The 15,470-nt window shown below is 62.9% G+C and carries 16 protein-coding genes; 7 read left to right on the top strand and 9 right to left on the bottom strand.

Translation table 11 applies throughout. The annotated features are described in order from the left end of the window. The first annotated feature begins 193 nt into the window (after nucleotides 1-193). From CF68_RS36905 to CF68_RS01440, 4 genes are all read left to right on the top strand, one after another. Nucleotides 194-697, top strand: coding sequence for a hypothetical protein (locus tag CF68_RS36905; RefSeq protein WP_152548431.1), 504 nt, complete (start codon nucleotides 194-196; stop codon nucleotides 695-697). Further along, nucleotides 694-1,911 carry an ImmA/IrrE family metallo-endopeptidase gene (locus CF68_RS01450; RefSeq protein ID WP_035815544.1) on the top strand — a complete coding sequence of 406 codons (1,218 nt, stop codon included), beginning with the start codon at nucleotides 694-696 and terminating at the stop codon, nucleotides 1,909-1,911. Before CF68_RS36905 ends, CF68_RS01450 begins: the two co-directional genes overlap by 4 nt. A 2-nt stretch (nucleotides 1,912-1,913) precedes the next feature. Beyond that, complete coding sequence (locus tag CF68_RS01445) at nucleotides 1,914-3,044, top strand: beta family protein (protein ID WP_035815543.1); 1,131 nt, start codon at nucleotides 1,914-1,916, stop codon at nucleotides 3,042-3,044. 361 nt (nucleotides 3,045-3,405) lie between these two features. Beyond that, complete coding sequence (locus tag CF68_RS01440) at nucleotides 3,406-3,777, top strand: AlpA family transcriptional regulator (protein WP_035815542.1); 372 nt, start codon at nucleotides 3,406-3,408, stop codon at nucleotides 3,775-3,777. A 14-nt stretch (nucleotides 3,778-3,791) separates the two neighbouring features. On the opposite strand, the gene CF68_RS01435 is transcribed toward CF68_RS01440, so the two are convergent. The 6 genes from CF68_RS01435 to guaB all read right to left on the bottom strand — a co-directional run bounded on the left by CF68_RS01435 (nucleotide 3,792) and on the right by guaB (nucleotide 11,140). Continuing rightward, nucleotides 3,792-4,745 carry a nucleotidyl transferase AbiEii/AbiGii toxin family protein gene (locus CF68_RS01435; protein WP_035815541.1) on the bottom strand — a complete coding sequence of 318 codons (954 nt, stop codon included), beginning with the start codon at nucleotides 4,743-4,745 and terminating at the stop codon, nucleotides 3,792-3,794. Next, nucleotides 4,729-5,550 (bottom strand): type IV toxin-antitoxin system AbiEi family antitoxin domain-containing protein, encoded by an 822-nt coding sequence (locus tag CF68_RS01430; RefSeq protein ID WP_035815540.1) that lies wholly within the window; start codon nucleotides 5,548-5,550, stop codon nucleotides 4,729-4,731. The genes CF68_RS01435 and CF68_RS01430 overlap by 17 nt, the downstream gene beginning before the upstream one ends. Before the next feature lie 154 nt (nucleotides 5,551-5,704). Then, nucleotides 5,705-6,961: a site-specific integrase gene (locus tag CF68_RS01425; RefSeq protein WP_035815539.1), complete on the bottom strand. Its 1,257-nt coding sequence runs from the start codon at nucleotides 6,959-6,961 to the stop codon at nucleotides 5,705-5,707. 301 nt (nucleotides 6,962-7,262) lie between these two features. Further along, the gene (guaA, locus tag CF68_RS01420) at nucleotides 7,263-8,882 is read right to left on the bottom strand and encodes a glutamine-hydrolyzing GMP synthase (protein ID WP_035815538.1); all 1,620 of its coding nucleotides are present in this window, start codon (nucleotides 8,880-8,882) and stop codon (nucleotides 7,263-7,265) included. After that, a complete protein-coding gene (locus tag CF68_RS01415; protein WP_035815537.1) occupies nucleotides 8,857-9,480 on the bottom strand; it encodes a membrane protein in 624 nt (207 codons plus the stop codon). The genes guaA and CF68_RS01415 overlap by 26 nt, the downstream gene beginning before the upstream one ends. Before the next feature lie 196 nt (nucleotides 9,481-9,676). Continuing rightward, entirely contained in the window at nucleotides 9,677-11,140 is a 1,464-nt protein-coding gene (gene guaB, locus CF68_RS01410) for an IMP dehydrogenase (protein ID WP_035815536.1), read from the bottom strand. A gap of 135 nt (nucleotides 11,141-11,275) precedes the next feature. On the opposite strand from guaB, the gene CF68_RS01405 reads away from it, so the two are divergent. Together CF68_RS01405 and CF68_RS01400 are read left to right on the top strand one after the other, a co-directional pair. Further along, the gene (locus CF68_RS01405) at nucleotides 11,276-12,235 is read left to right on the top strand and encodes a DMT family transporter (protein WP_035815535.1); all 960 of its coding nucleotides are present in this window, start codon (nucleotides 11,276-11,278) and stop codon (nucleotides 12,233-12,235) included. Between the two features lie 203 nt (nucleotides 12,236-12,438). Next, entirely contained in the window at nucleotides 12,439-12,960 is a 522-nt protein-coding gene (locus CF68_RS01400) for a DUF4124 domain-containing protein (protein WP_035815534.1), read from the top strand. Between the two features lie 54 nt (nucleotides 12,961-13,014). Here the strand turns inward: CF68_RS01400 and CF68_RS01395 are convergent, their stop codons facing one another. Together CF68_RS01395 and CF68_RS01390 are read right to left on the bottom strand one after the other, a co-directional pair. Further along, nucleotides 13,015-13,362, bottom strand: a complete 348-nt coding sequence (locus tag CF68_RS01395; protein ID WP_035815533.1) for an RnfH family protein — start codon at nucleotides 13,360-13,362, stop codon at nucleotides 13,015-13,017. Then, a complete protein-coding gene (locus CF68_RS01390) occupies nucleotides 13,349-13,786 on the bottom strand; it encodes a type II toxin-antitoxin system RatA family toxin (protein WP_035815566.1) in 438 nt (145 codons plus the stop codon). Before CF68_RS01390 ends, CF68_RS01395 begins: the two co-directional genes overlap by 14 nt. A gap of 177 nt (nucleotides 13,787-13,963) precedes the next feature. On the opposite strand from CF68_RS01390, the gene smpB reads away from it, so the two are divergent. After that, a complete protein-coding gene (gene smpB, locus CF68_RS01385) occupies nucleotides 13,964-14,416 on the top strand; it encodes an SsrA-binding protein SmpB (RefSeq protein ID WP_013956942.1) in 453 nt (150 codons plus the stop codon). A 40-nt stretch (nucleotides 14,417-14,456) separates the two neighbouring features. Here the strand turns inward: smpB and CF68_RS01380 are convergent, their stop codons facing one another. Further along, nucleotides 14,457-15,389, bottom strand: coding sequence for an SPFH domain-containing protein (locus CF68_RS01380; RefSeq protein ID WP_035815531.1), 933 nt, complete (start codon nucleotides 15,387-15,389; stop codon nucleotides 14,457-14,459). Between the last annotated feature and the right edge of the window lie 81 nt (nucleotides 15,390-15,470).

Raw genomic sequence — 15,470 nt, 5'->3', positions numbered from 1 at the left:
AGGCATAAGGTCATTGCTGTTCGCTCTATATCAGCTCGCGATACAGATCTAGGGGGCGTATCTCTGCGCTTCCCTCCCCTCCGGATTTTCATCGGGGGGGAATACCAGCGCAAACCCAGCGGAAGCCGACCAGCTTGCGTTGATGAACAGGGCACCCGATGTATTAGCAGCGGCACGCGGACAACTCCCGATCATGAACAAGTCGCTTCACCACCCCGCAGGCGATTCCCGGCACTTGATATGCCGGATAGCCCCGACGCGATCTTCACGATTCTTGATTGAGGCCGACGAAATGTGCCGCATTCGACATTTTCCCGTCCACACCCGAAACTTCACCGCTGAGCAGGGGCGAAACTTAGGCCACGAAAAATCCCAATTTGGGAACTTTACAACCGCCGTTGACGCCTGTATATTTGATCCCAAAATGGGAACAAACATGCGGCTACTCGGAAAAGACAAGCTTCAGGTTGCTTTGGATAAAGACGCCCAACTCTGGCTGCGGAGCTGGATTTCGGAGTTGGTGGCAGCGCATTGGAAGGATGCGGCGGATTTGCTCGCTCAGTTTCCGCTTGCAATGGCGACAGGGCCGGACACATTCATTTTTCGCGTGGGGGCAGCCGTGTGGAACATCGAACTTGCAGTGCATTTCCCGCAGGAGATCGCCCTGGTGGTAAGCATGGAACAGGCAGCATCATGAGCGAAGTAAAGGTTATTAAATCTGACGAACAGTATCGAGACTATCTGGAGCAGTTGCATTTGCTGATGAGGCAGCATCCGGAGCGTGGAAGTGCCGATGCGGAGCGGCTGGAGCTGCTAGCGGTGTTGATTGATGACTACGAATCGCACCGCTACCCGGTGGAAGCGCCGGATCCGGTTGACGCGATTTTGTTTCGGATGCAAGAGCGTGGGCTGAAGCAGTCCGACCTGGTGCCGTATTTTGGAACGCGAAGCCGTGTTTCCGAAGTTCTTGGGAGGAAGCGGCCGCTCACAGTGCCGATGATTCGCGCGCTGTCTATCGGGCTCGGCATTTCCGCCGACACATTGATCGGCCTCGCGTCGGCCAACGAAGAGAAATCTGAGGATTCTGTGGATTGGTCGAAATTTCCTGTAACGGAAATGGTCGCTCGCGGCTGGCTGGCAAAGTTGTCCTCGAAGGCAACGAAGAGCGCGGATGAACTGGTCAAGAACTTCATTGCGGACGTCGGCCTTCAGATTGGCGCGACCGCTTTCCGCAGAACAATAGGTGGACATGCGTATTCTCCGACGACCAAGTATGCATTGCACGCATGGCTGGCACGCGTCATCCAGAAAGCGCGAGCCGCGAAGAATCCGGAGCGCTCCTTTCAGCCCGAGGTATTTTCGACAGAGTTTCTTCGCGAACTCGCGCAGTTGAGCTGGTTCGAGCAGGGGCCATTACTGGCCGTGGAGTTTCTGGAGAAACACGGAATCGTCGTGGTGATGGAGCCGCAACTGAAAGGCACCGCGCTCGATGGTGCCGCGCTGAAAGATTGTGACGGAACGCCGATCGTTGCATTGACGCTCCGCCAGGATCGCTTGGACAACTTCTGGTTCACGCTTCTGCACGAGGTTGTTCACCTGTGGAAGCACGTTGGCCAGGACGAAACGTTCCTCGATGACTTGGACGCTTCGAGCGAGGATCGGCGAGAAGTTGAGGCTAATAGATTGGCCCGTGAAGCCTTCATTCCGCGCGTGACGTGGAAAAGAAGTGATGCCTTCATGGCGCCGAGCAAGGAAAACATTGACTCACTCGCTCGGGAATTGAAGATCAGTCCGGCAGTGATCGCGGGCCGGCTGCGGCGTGAGCTCAATAACTTCCAGCTCTTCAATGACGTGGTCGGATACGACCAGGTTAAACGGCTATTCGCGAATCGATTGGGTCAAGGAGTATAAAATTGCTTACTTACGTGCCTATCCTCCGTGCTAAAGACGGCGAGTTCGATGCCCTGCGCCATATGCACGATCGCGTTGCCCGATCGGTAATGCCGCTGCTCGATGTCCAGAAGCAGCCGACGCAAACGTCCAAAGCCCCGAAGTCTTCCAAAACCCCAAAGTCGCTTCAGGATTATTTGAGCGACGTGGCGAGCAAGCTCGCCGATGCGCAGAATGACCGTCCGCTGTTCGTCGACATGTTCAATTTCGGCCCAGCCGACAAAGTCGAGAGCGGGGAGCATGTGTACACCTACTTCTGCGGGGAATTGCATGCTCATGGCATGAACTTTCACGCCGTTGTGGGGGTGGACCGCTGGTCGAACATAGAGTACCGGGCTGCGATCGGCCACGTGCTGGCCATGAACGGCGGTAAGGCTCTGTTGCGCCTCGAAACCGAAGACCTTGAGGACATGTCCGATCCTACGATGTTTGACGACATGCTCGGCGACGTGCTCGACCAGTGTGGATTGATCGCGCGAAATCTTCCTGTGCTGATTGATCTGGGCGATATCCGGAACCGTCCCATCGCGGACTTGCTGCCGGATGTGTCGGCCGCGCTCGAGTTCCTTCGCGCGCGAGGTTTTATCCAGGTCGTCATCGCGGGCTCATCGATGCCGACGAGTATCAACGAGGCTGTAAAAAAGCATAATTCCGCAGCTTTCTTACAGCGGGGCGAGATGATCCTGTGGAAGACGTTGCTCGCTTCCACTCCGGGCGTGCGGGTTGTGTTCGGCGACTACGGTGTGCGTAGCCCGAGATCGAGTGACGCCATGTCGCCTGACACCAACGGGAAGATCCGATATACGGTTGGAAATGAGTTCCTGATCGTTCGGGGCCACTCAATGCGGATCGGCCCCAAGGGCGGACAGATGTGGGGATTGGCAGATTACGTCGTGAAATCGCCGCAATACGCTAAGGAAGGGTTTAGCTGGGGCGACGAGATGATTAAAAGGTGCAGCGAGCACAAGATCAAAGGCAACTCCACCCAATGGATCGCCTTCGACACCAGCCACCATCTGGCAGCGATTGTTGCCGAGACTTACGAATATGCTCGGACGACGGGCGGCATTAGCGCATTGAACCAGCCGGTTTAACAGGGACGCGAGGCAAGAGCACCCGTGCAGATCCCGCCGCACGAATGGCCGCTCCACCTCGCCAAGAGTCGTCGATCTTTCGGCGCTCCGGCGGGCCGCTTTGGGTCGCGAGCGGCCGTCGCCCCCAATAGGCGGAAGGGAGCGATTTTCAACCAAACGGCCGTTCGAACTGATGCAATTGAATGCATGGGGCACACCAATGTCCGTTCAGGGGCGAGGAACCGTTGGCCTGGACGGGCACCGCTGTGGAAGCGTACAGGAATCAAAGCGATCTTACGCCTGGATTCGCTGCAGCAAGTTGTGCCGATCGCCCACGATAGCCACCATGGCAAGCAACAACTCTCGCCATGGACATCTGACGATGCGCAATAACTCGGAACATGCTTCGCCCGCCTTGCTTCGCCTGCCTCTGCCCAAGACCGAGGGCTATGCCGATGTGCCCCAATTTCTGACGAAGACTCCCCTCCCCTTTCGACGCACCATCCGTCGCTATGAGTTGCACCGGATCGTTCCCCTAGCCGAGACCACGATTTATGAGATGGAACAGCGCGGCGAATTCCCGCGACGCTTCCGGCTTACCGCCCGCTGCGTCGTCTGGGATCTAGAGGAGGTCGAAGCCTGGGTCGAGGCACGCAAACAGGCCTCGCGCGCCAATCGCGAGAATAAGGCTTCCGGCCCGGACGTCCGGCAGCGGAAAAGCCGTCCGGTCCAAGCCGCCAGCGCCGCACGCTGACCTTCATCTCTCCCTCAGCCTGCGCGCCCCGCGATCCGCGCTAGCGCCTGCTCCAACTGCAAGCGATCGGCCTGCCGCTTCACCTCCGAGCGCTGAGCCAGGTTGTACAGCTTGCGTCGTACACCCGGGAGGTCCAGCGCATGATGCAGGTCGATCAACCCGAAATCCGGCTGCTCGGCCTCTACCGAAAGCAGGAACGCCTGGGAAGGTTCGTCCAGCCAAGCCGCGACCTGCTCCAGCAATCGCGCGCGGCTCTGCAGCAACTGCTCCACGCTCACCGGCTCGGACGTCATGCCGCGGAAGTGCGCGTTGAACGTCGCCTCGAAGTCTGCAGGCTCTCTGGGCGCCAGCATCTCCCACGCCGGCTTGGGACTGCAGGTCAGATAGACGAGGAAGGTCCGCCAGAGCGTCCCGTCGGCCCGCTCGTCTTCGAGCAGCAGGCTGACATCGAACAGGTCGCGAGGATGCTGGCGTGACAACGCAGCAGCCAGCTTGCCTGCATAGAGGTCGGCAAAATCGAGCACCTGCACGGAAGCGAATCCGAACGCCTCCTCCACTTTGGGCCTGACTACCATCTCCCGTACCGGATGGACGGTGCCACGCATCACCGGGGTGGTCTCGATCTGCACGCGCGCCCGGTCACGGCTGACCACCAGCCGCGTCGCCACGCGGCCGCCCTCGCCCGCTGACAACTGCACCTGCAGTTGCCACGGCCGCGCGCGTAGCACGCCGGCCAATTGCGCCATTGCCGCCTCGATCTGGGCCGCATCGACGGCATAGTCCTGCATCGGCAACCAGGCCAAGTCGATATCCACGGACAACCGCGGCAGATCATGCTCGAACAGATTGATCGCCGTGCCGCCCTTGAGCGCGAAGCGCGGCTCCTGTGCCAGCACCGGCAGGATGTCGACCAGCAATTGCACCCGGTCGGTGTAGCGCCTGTCCCATTGATCAAGCCAGGTGTTCATCCAGGTCTCCAGGCAAGGTGATCTGATAGGTCGGGTGCAACCGGCCGCCGGGCACCAGCGCGCGCTTGCCCCTGCCCAGATCGACACCTTGGAGCGGCACATGCGACAGCCACGCATGCCGATGCCGTTCGGCCAGGGCCAGGAACAGACGCTTGGCCTTGATGCTGCGGCAATGGCGCAGCAGCATGCCGACCCGTTGCGGTCGCAGCGTGGTCATTGCCTGCATCAAGGCATCGACCTCATAGACCAACGCCGCATCCGTCACGCCATCACACAACTCCAGCATGGCCCGTTCCGGGGTGGAGCAAGCCAGCGCATCCGTCCCGGCGTTGGTCTCATGCCATGCCAATCCCTGATCGAGCAACACGTTCTCCGGCATTTCGGGCGTGAAGCGCAATGCAGGCAGGTCGAATGGCCCCTTGCCTCGCAATTCGAAGCGCTCGCTCAACGGCAGCTTGCTCACCCACCCTGGAAGCCGGTCTGGCCCATAGAGCGTGACCGTCCCGGCTTCGCCCAGGCGCAGGTAGTGCTCGTGCCCCTGTAAGGTGAGCGCGAAACGCCCCCCGACATGCAGCGACAATGCCTCGCCGACCTGGAGGCTGCGGACCGCGCCCTCCCATTGCAAGCGTCCGCCCGCCCTCAAATACACGCCACGCGTCGGCGACACCAGCCAGCCACTGTCCACGTAGCGTGCGACGAGGCTGTTGGAATAGCCCTGTGCCCGCAGCCACCGGCTGGAAACCAGGGTGGTGTCGCCCAGTTGGGTCAGGAGGCGGTTTAGCTTTCCAGTATTTTGATCACTCATGGTGCTCAAAATACACCATTTATAAACCTCGGCCAACCTACTTTGGTTTAAAAAATCGAAAATTCGTTCACTCAAAGTGCTGTTTTTTCCACGATCATGAACCGCTGGCAAGCGATCTGCGGCACGCCCGAGTATCAGAGCCATAGGGACACCTTCACAACGTCGCGCTCAGCACCAGCACCGACACGTTTTCGGGCATCAGCGTCGGCACGTGCGTCCGGCCATCGATCCAGGCATCGACCATGTCGGCCCACTCCTGCAGCATGTGACGCCGCTGGTCTGCGTACTCGGCCTTGTTGTAGACGGAGCGCGAGGAACGTCCCTCCTCATGCGCCAGGCACTTCTCGATCCAGTCGCGGTTGAAGCCGACCTCATTCAACAGCGTCGAGCCGGTACGGCGCAAGTCGTGGACGGTGAACGGCTCCAGCGGCAATCCGGCGGCCTTGGCCCGCTCGGCCACGATTTGTGTAACCCGATTCAAGGTTGCCTTCGACATGCAGCGGTCGGCGTCGTAGCGCGACGGCAAGACGAATTTGGAACCGGCTGCGCAGGTATGCAGCGCCACGAAGATGTCGAGCGCCTGGCGTGAGAGGTAGACGACGTGCGAGTTGCGCCCCTTCATCCGCTGCTTCGGAATCGTCCAAATCGCATTCTCGAAATCGACTTCGTTCCAGGTCGCCTCGATCAGCTCACTCTTGCGCACCAACGTCAGCAGGACCAGGCGCAGCGCCAGCCGGATGGTCGGATAGGTGGCGACCGACTCCACCTGCCGCGCCCTCAACCGGATCTCCAGCGGCGACAAGGCACGATCCTTCGGCACGAACGTCGCGATCGAGGCTGCACCCACGTCGTCAGCCGGGTTGTCCACCTTCTCGCCGTGCAGGATAGCGAAGGCATAGACCTGTTTCACGATGTCGCGGACATGCACCGCGGTGGCGGGCGCACCGCGCGCCTTCACCTTGTTGCACAAGGCACGCAGGTCATCAGCGGTGATTTCATTGAGCAGCCGGTTCTGGAAGGCCGCGAGGATGTCCCGATCGACGATGCTCTTGCGCATCGCCCGTGTGCTGTCGGCCATCCGGGCGTCGGCGAGCCACCGGGCGGTCATGTCGCCGAAGCTCTTGGCAGCCGTCAACCGGCGTTTCTCGCGCTGCTTCTCCTGCGCCGGGGACTTGCCCTGGGTGACGGCCTTCTTGGCGTCGAGCAGCCTTTCGCGGGCAAGGGCCAGCGAGATACCGGCCGGCCCATAGCGGCCGATGGTCAGCGTTTCCCGCCGCCCGTTGAGACGGTAATCGTAGCGGAAGGTGACGGTACCGGTGGGCGATACCGTCACGTACATGCCGTCGCGGTCAAAAGCCTTATAAGTCTTGGACTTAGGCTTGAGATTCCGCAGTGCGGTGTCGGTAAGCATCGAGGTTTTTCCTCCTGTTCATGACGGCTCTTACCGTCAGGGGTCAGGAGACCTGCTGATGCCCGGAAAGCCGCATAAAACAAGCTTTCCTCAGGAGACTTTTACCGTCAAAGACCGATTTGGTCCAGATAGTAAACGGGAGGATCTAAATCCGGCCTCCAAGTTCTACCGCCATTTCTACCGCCAACTTGTTCCGCTGGCCGGCGATAGTCACCGATAGGTGCCGCAACGTATTTCGTTAAAAATCAACACGTTACAACGATTTTTCGATAGCTGGCGATAGCCCCCGAAAGACGTCTTTTTACTCCCACTCGATCGTCGCCGGCGGTTTCCCCGACACGTCATACACAACCCGGTTCAGGCCACGTACTTCGTTAATGATCCGGTTCGAGCAGCGGCCCAGCAGCGCATACGGCAGGTGTGCCCAGTGCGCGGTCATGAAGTCGGTGGTCTGCACCGCGCGCAGCGCGACGACGTAGTCGTAGGTGCGGCCGTCGCCCATCACGCCCACGGACTTGACCGGCAGGAACACGGCGAAGGCCTGGCTGGTCAGGTCGTACCAGCTCTTGCCGACCTGGTCCGGCTCGCACAGGCCCGCGGCGGCGTCCTGTTCGGTGGCGATGGTCTTGCGCAGTTCTTCGATGAAGATGGCATCGGCGCGGCGCAGCAGGTCGGCGTAGTCGCGCTTGACCTCGCCCAGGATGCGCACGCCCAGGCCCGGGCCCGGGAACGGGTGGCGGTAGACCATTTCCGGCGGCAGGCCCAGGGCCACGCCCAGCTCGCGCACTTCGTCCTTGAACAGGTCGCGCAGCGGCTCCAGCAGCTTCAGGCCCAGCGTCTCCGGCAGGCCGCCGACGTTGTGGTGGCTCTTGATGGTGGTGGCCTTCTTGGTCTTGGTGCCGCCCGACTCCACCACGTCCGGATAGATCGTGCCCTGCGCCAGCCATTTGGCGTTGCTCAGCTTCTTGGCCTCGGCCTGGAACACTTCGACGAACTCGCGGCCGATGATCTTGCGCTTCTGCTCGGGATCGGTCACGCCGGCCAGGTGGCCGAGGAACTGTTCGGAGGCGTCGATATGCACGACCTTGGCGTGCAGGCGGCCGGCGAACATGTCCATCACCATCTTGCCTTCGTCCAGGCGCAGCAGGCCGTGGTCGACGAACACGCAGGTGAGCTGATCGCCGATGGCGCGGTGGATCAGCGCCGCGGCCACCGACGAGTCGACTCCGCCGGACAGGCCCAGGATGACTTCTTCATCGCCGACCTGTTCGCGGATCTTGGCAACGGCTTCCGCGATATGGTCGTGCATGACCCAGTCAGGCTTGCAGCCGGCGATGCCGAGCACGAAGCGCTCCAGCATCTGGCGGCCTTTGGCGGTATGGGTGACCTCGGGGTGGAACTGCACCGCGTAGTAGCCGCGCGCCTCGTCGGCCATGCCGGCGATCGGGCAGCTGGGGGTAGAGGCCATCAGCTTGAAGCCCGGCGGCAGGCCAGCAACCTTGTCGCCGTGGCTCATCCAGACCTTGAGCATGCCATGGCCTTCCGGCGTGCGGAAATCCTCGATGTCCTTGAGCAGGTTGGTGTGGCCATGGGCGCGCACCTCGGCATAGCCGAATTCGCGGTGGTCGCTCCATTCGACCTTGCCGCCCAGCTGCACGGCCATGGTCTGCATGCCATAGCAGATGCCCAGCACGGGCACGCCCAGGTCCCACACGGCCTGCGGCGCGCGCAGCTGGTGGTCTTCATAGGTGCTGGCATGGCTGCCCGACAGGATGATGGCCTTGGGGGCGAACTCGCGGACGAAGTCGTCGGAGACGTCGTTCGGGTGGATCTCGCAATAGACGTGCGCCTCGCGGACGCGGCGGGCGATCAGCTGCGTGACCTGCGAGCCGAAATCAAGAATGAGGATTTTGTCGTGCATGATGGGCCGATGGCGTGTCTTCCGGGATGGGCTCGGTCACGACTTCCGTGCCGGGGCCATATCCCGGCGGCGGCGTGATGACCGGCTCGCGCCGGTATTCTGGGGTATTCGTTGGGCGCGCCGCGGGGGCGACGCCGGGTTCCTTGCGGACTTCCTTCTTTTGTTCCTGTTCCTGCAGTGCGCGCTCGGCCTTCAGTTGCCTTTCGCGGTTGCGCACGCGCCTGGAAGCGGGAATTTGCACCAGCGCAAAAAACGCCAGCACCACTGCCATCACCGGCAGCCAGTTCTTGCCCGCGCCGACCAGCGGCAGTTCCATGAACACCATCCAGGCAATGATCAGCACTGCGCTGGCCAGGTTCACATAGCCGGCCGTGCGCGCCACTGGCACTGTCAGCTGGCCGTTGAATGTTGCCTGCCACAGCAGCGCGGCCAGGCCGACCAGCGCCACGCCCAGCAGCTGCCCGAATAGGGCGGGTTGCGGCTGCGGCAACTGCAACGCCGCATACAGCGTGGTGAACGGGGACATCAACAGCAGGATGCCCAGCAGAAAATCCACCAGGGCATCGAAAAACAGCACGGCTCGCAGCAATACCTTCATTGGCGCTCCTCGTCATGGGCCCGGCCGATGGTGCGGCCGGCCGGTGTGGCCCAGGTTCAGGCAACACCGGCGTGGCGAGCGGCCGGGCCGGATGGCATTCCGGTCAGGCGAAGGCGCCGCCCGCGGCAATGCGCCCTCGCCCCGACGATCTTGCGGCCGTGCACCGCCGCGAGGCGACGGGCGCAGCCGGTGCGCGTCAGTCGATATGGTAGTTCGGCGCTTCCTTGGTGATCTGCACGTCGTGCACGTGCGATTCACGCATGCCGGCTGCCGTGATCTGGACGAACTGGGCGCTCTCGTGCCAGTCGGCAATCGACTTGCTGCCGCAATAGCCCATCGAAGCACGCACGCCGCCGGTCAGCTGGTGGATGATCGCCATCACCGAGCCCTTGTAAGGCACGCGGCCTTCAATGCCTTCGGGGACCAGCTTGTCGACGTTGGCGGTGTTGTCTTCCTGGAAGTAGCGGTCTGCCGCGCCATCCTTCATCGCACCCACCGAACCCATGCCGCGGTAGCTCTTGAACGAACGGCCCTGGAACAGGAAGGTTTCGCCCGGCGCTTCCTCGGTACCCGAGAACATGCCGCCCATCATCACGGTGTGGGCGCCGGCCGCCAGGGCCTTGGCCACATCGCCGGAGTAGCGCACGCCGCCGTCAGCGATCAGCGGCACGCCGGTGCCCTTGAGGGCCTCGGCCACGTTGGAAACCGCCGTGATCTGGGGCACGCCCACGCCGGCAACGATACGCGTGGTGCAGATTGAGCCCGGACCGATGCCGACCTTGACGCCGTCGGCGCCATGCTCGACTAGCGCACGCGCGGCATCGCCGGTGGCGATATTGCCGCCAACCACCTGCACCTGCGGGAAGTTCTGCTTGACCCAGCGGACGCGGTCCAGCACGCCCTGGCTATGGCCGTGTGCCGTGTCCACCACAATCACATCGACGCCGGCCTTGACCAGCAGTTCGACGCGCTCGTCGTTGTCCGGGCCCACGCCGACCGCGGCGCCTACGCGCAGCTGGCCGTGGTCGTCCTTGCTGGCCAGCGGATTGTCCACTGCCTTCTGGATGTCCTTCACCGTGATCAGGCCGCGCAGCTCGAAAGCCTGGTTGACCACCAGCACGCGCTCAAGGCGGTGGCGGTTCATCAGGCGCTTGGCTTCTTCCAGCGTCGCGCCTTCGGCCACGGTCACCAGCTTTTCGCGGGGCGTCATCTTGGCGCGCACCGGGGCGTCGAGCTCTTCCTCGAAACGCAGGTCGCGGTTGGTGATGATGCCGACCACGGCCTTGCCTTCCAGCACCGGGAAGCCGGAAATGCCGTGTTGCTGCGACAGCGCGATCACATCGCGGACCTTCATGTCCGGCGAAATGGTGATCGGATCACGCAGCACGCCCGACTCATAGCGCTTCACGCGCGCAACTTCGCGGGCCTGGTCGGCGGGCTTCAGGTTCTTGTGGACGATGCCGATACCGCCGGCCTGCGCCATGGAAATCGCCAGGCGGGCTTCCGTCACTGTGTCCATCGCCGCGGATACCAGCGGGATGTTCAGTTCAATGGAGCGTGTCAGGCTGGTGCGGAGGGAGACATCCCGGGGAAGGACGGCCGAATAGGCCGGGACAAGCAGCACGTCATCGAATGTGAGTGCTTTCTGGACAAGACGCATAGCAAATCCTCTAGGCGCAAAACCGAATTATACAGGAATGCGCGCTTTGCTGATGCACTGCAACGGGCTTTCCTGCGGGCTTTCCTGCAAGCGGTCTGCTATGCTCGTCGTCCTTTTATTCGGGCGAAGCGAAGCATGGGAATCGGCGTATTGTGCGGGCTGCTGGCAGGCGCCTTCTGGGGCATGGTCTTTATCGCCCCCAAGCTGCTGCCCGTGTTCTCGCCGTGGGAGCTGGCCATCGGCCGCTACCTGGCCTACGGCCTGGTCGCCTTCGTGGCCGCGCTGCCGCTGATGAAGCGCATCGCGCGCAAGCTGACCCGGGCGGACTGCGTGGCGCTGCTGCGCCAGGCCTTCACCGGCAACCTGCTCTACTACGTGCTGCTGGCCTTCGGCGTGCAGCTCTCCGGGGTGGGTCCCACCTCCCTGATCATCGGCATCCTGCCGATCTCGGTCACCATCATGGGCCGGCGCGACCACGGCGCCGTGCCGCTGTCGCGGCTGGTGTGGCCGCTGCTGGTGGTGGTGGCCGGCATCGCCTGCATCAACATCGACCTGTTCGGCGGCGGCCAGAGCGCCCACGCGGCGGCAGCCGGCGCGGCAGCCCGGCCGGTCTGGCAGAAACTTGCCGGCGTTTGCTGCGCGGCCGGCGCGCTGGTCTGCTGGACGCTCTACGCGGTCGATAACGCACGCTACCTGCAGCGCAACCCGCAATACAGCGGCAATGAATGGTCGGCGCTGTACGGGTTGTCGACCGGTGCGGTGTCGGCGGTGCTGGCCGTGATCGGCTGGCTGCTGGCGGGCGACACGCTGACCGCGGGCGACAGCGGCCGTGACTGGCAGTGGTTCTGGATGGTCAATGCCGCGGTGGCGCTGGGTGCGTCGCTGATCGGCAACAACCTGTGGAATATCGCCAGCCGGCGCCTGCCGCTGACACTGTCAGGCCAGATGATCGTGTTCGAGACGCTGTTCGCGCTGGCCTACGGCTTTGTCTTCGACCACCGCTGGCCGCGGCCGCTGGAAATCGCCGCCATTGTGTTGCTGATGGTCGGCGTGGCATGGTCGGTGCGCTTGCACGCCACCGACAAGTCTGCGTAGACTAGCGAACGATGGCGCGGGGGTCACACGCGCCACGAACAACAGCTTTACCAGGGTCAAACCGGCGCTACGCACCTGATACCAGGCGGGCGCCAAGCCATCGCCGCGGCTGTCCTGCCGCGGCATCGCCATGCGCGCAGCCGGCGGCCCAGCACGATTCAAGCCGCACCAGTTACCTCCGAGTCACTTTAAGACGCCTCGCCATGAAACGATCGTCCGCGCTGTGCCTGCTTGCCGCCGCCACTCTCGCCGTTCCCGTCCAGGCCCTTGCCTACTGGCAATGGCGCGACGCCAACGGCCGCATGGTCTACAGCGACGTGCCGCCGTCGGCGGCGGCGGCCAAGGTGCTGCGCGCCCCGGGCCGCTTTGCCGGCGAGTTCCAGCCGGTGGAGGCCGCCAATGCCACGGCGCCCGCCCCTGCTGCCCCGGCTCCGGCCAAGGCCTCGGCCAAGCCCGCCGCGGCCCCGGCACCAACGCCCGAAGAAGCCTTCCAGAAGCGCCGCGAGGCCAGCCTGAAAGCCGCCACCGAAGAGGCCCGCAAGGAAAGCGAGGCGGCCGAGCGCGAGGCCCGCTGCGCCCAGCTGCGCAGCTACGCCAACGGCCTGCAGCAAGGCATGCGCGCTGCGGTGGCGGGTCCGGACGGCTCGCTGCAGCACCTGAACAGCGACCAGCGCCAGGCCGAGATGCTCAAGACCAACGCCAGCCTCGAGAAGAACTGCAGCTGAAGCCAAAGAAAAACGGGGCGCATCGGCCCCGTTTGCATGCCTGGCAAGCCCGGCTTAACTGCTGCCGCGCAACCACTTCTGGCCTTCGCGCGTGCCGCCTGCGCGCTGCTTCTGCACCCGCTTGCGGCGTGCCTGCTTGGGATCGGCGGTCAAGGGCCGGTAAACCTCCACGCGGTCGCCTTCGCGCACCACTGTCTCCGGTGTCTTGAGCTTGCCGAAGATGCCCACCCGCATGGTCGACGGGTCCACCTCAGGACAGGCCTGCTGCAGCCCGGAGCCGACGATGGCCGCGGCAATCGTGGTGCCGGCAGGCACGTCTATCTCCTTCAGGAAGACGGTGTCGGGCCGCGCATAGCAGACCGCGATATGCACCGTCCCCGCGCCGGCGTCAGTTGGCGACATAGACCACCTCGGCCCGCTTGACGAAGGCGTCGACAAAGGTATTGGCAATCATGCTGAAGACCGGGCCGATGATTTTTTCCAGCAGCAGGCTGGAAAACTCATAGTGCAGATGGAATTCGATTTTGCAGGCGTCTTCGCGCAGTGGCGTAAAGCGCCACGCGCCGTTGAAAGTCTTGAACGGCCCGTCGGCAAAGGTCATGTCGATGCGGGTGGGGCGTTCCTGCGTATTGCGGGTGTGGAAGTACTGCTGGATCCCTTTGAAGTGGATATGGATCTTGGCGTCGAGCATGGTATCGGTCTGCTCGAACACCTCCACGCCACCGCACCATGGAAGGAACTTGGGATAGTCCTCCACGCGCGTGACCAGGTCGTACATCTGCGCGGCGGAGTAGCCGAGCAGTACGGATTTATGGACGTCTGCCATGTAGTGGGCAATCTGGCTTGCGGCCATGCCGTGCGCAACGTGCGGCAGCATGAGCCGGTACCGGGGCTGGTTTGCTAAAATGCCAATTTTAGCCGACGCTGGCGCATGGCGGCACCTCGCCATGCGGCACTGCAGCGATCCGACCGGATTTCACTCATTGTTCCCCCACCCGCACGCATGACCATCGCAGACAACAAAAAGGCCTTTTTCGACTACTTCATCGAAGAGCGATATGAGGCCGGGATCGTGCTGGAAGGCTGGGAAGTCAAGGCGATCCGCGCCAACCGCGTGCAGATCAAGGAAGGCTACGTGGTGGTGCGCGACGCCGAGATGTTCCTGATCGGCGCCCATATCAGCCCGCTGCAAAGCGCCTCCACCCACGTCAATCCCGACCCGGTGCGCACCCGCAAGCTGCTGCTCAAGGCCGACGAGATCAAGAAGCTGATCGGCAAGGTCGAGCAGCGCGGCTACACGCTGGTCCCGCTGAACCTGCACTACACGCGCGGCCGCGTCAAATGCGAGATCGGCCTGGCCAAGGGCAAGAAGCAGTTCGACAAGCGCGAGACCGAGAAACAGCGCGACTGGCAGCGCGAGAAGGCCCGCATCATGAAGGGTGACGCCAAGGACTGAGCCCCGGCGCCGCGCTGCCGCGGCGTGTCCGCCAGCCCCTTCAGGCAGCCTTCTGCTGCCCCTTCACGATCTGCAGGGCGGCCGCGATCATGCTGCTCATCTCGCCCATATTGCCCGGCACGATCAGCGTATTGCCCTGCTTGGCCAGGTTGCCGAACGCGGCCACGTATTCCTCGGCCACCTTCAGGTTGACCGCATCCATGCCACCTTCGGTGCGGATCGCATTGCCGATCTTCTGGATCGCCTGCGCGTTGGCCTCGGCCACCGCCAGGATCGCGCTCGCCTCGCCCTGCGCCGTGTTGATGGCGGCCTGCCGCTCGCCCTCTGACTTCTGGATCGCCGCCTCGCGCGCGCCCGTGGCCAAGTTGATCTGCTCCTGGCGCTTGCCCTCCGACGCGGCGATCAGCGCGCGCTTTTCACGCTCGGCGGTGATCTGCGCCTGCATCGCGTGCAGGATCTCCTTGGGCGGGGTCAGGTCCTTGATCTCGTAGCGCAGCACCTTGACGCCCCAGTTGGCGGCAGCCTCATCCAGCGCGTTGACCACGCTGTGGTTGATGAACTCGCGCTCCTCGAAGGTCTTGTCGAGCTCCAGCTTGCCGATCACCGAGCGCAGCGTGGTCTGCGACAGCTGCGTGATCGCCACCACGAAATTGCTCGATCCATACGATGCCTTCATCGGGTCCGTGACCTGGAAGTACAGCACGCCATCGACCTGCAGCTGGGTGTTGTCCTTGGTGATGCAGACCTGGCTGGGCACGTCCAGCGGGATTTCCTTGAGCACGTGCTTGTAGGCGACGCGGTCGACGAACGGCACCACGATCGACAGCCCCGGCGTCAGCGTCGCATGGTAGCGGCCCAGGCGCTCAAGCACCCAGGCATGCTGCTGCGGCACGATCTTGATGCCCTTGGCAATCAGCACGATAACGGCAATGAGGATGATCAGCGGCAACAAACCAAGCTGAAATGCGAGCATGTAACGACCCTCCAGACAGAAGACAGCAGTACGGAGCCGCCAGGCGGCGGCAGGCGGATCGCAGCGCAACAATTGCCGCGC

This window comes from Cupriavidus sp. SK-4, assembly GCF_000611125.1.
In the GTDB taxonomy this organism is placed as follows: domain Bacteria; phylum Pseudomonadota; class Gammaproteobacteria; order Burkholderiales; family Burkholderiaceae; genus Cupriavidus; species Cupriavidus necator.
This window is presented reverse-complemented; position numbering and strand designations above follow the sequence as displayed.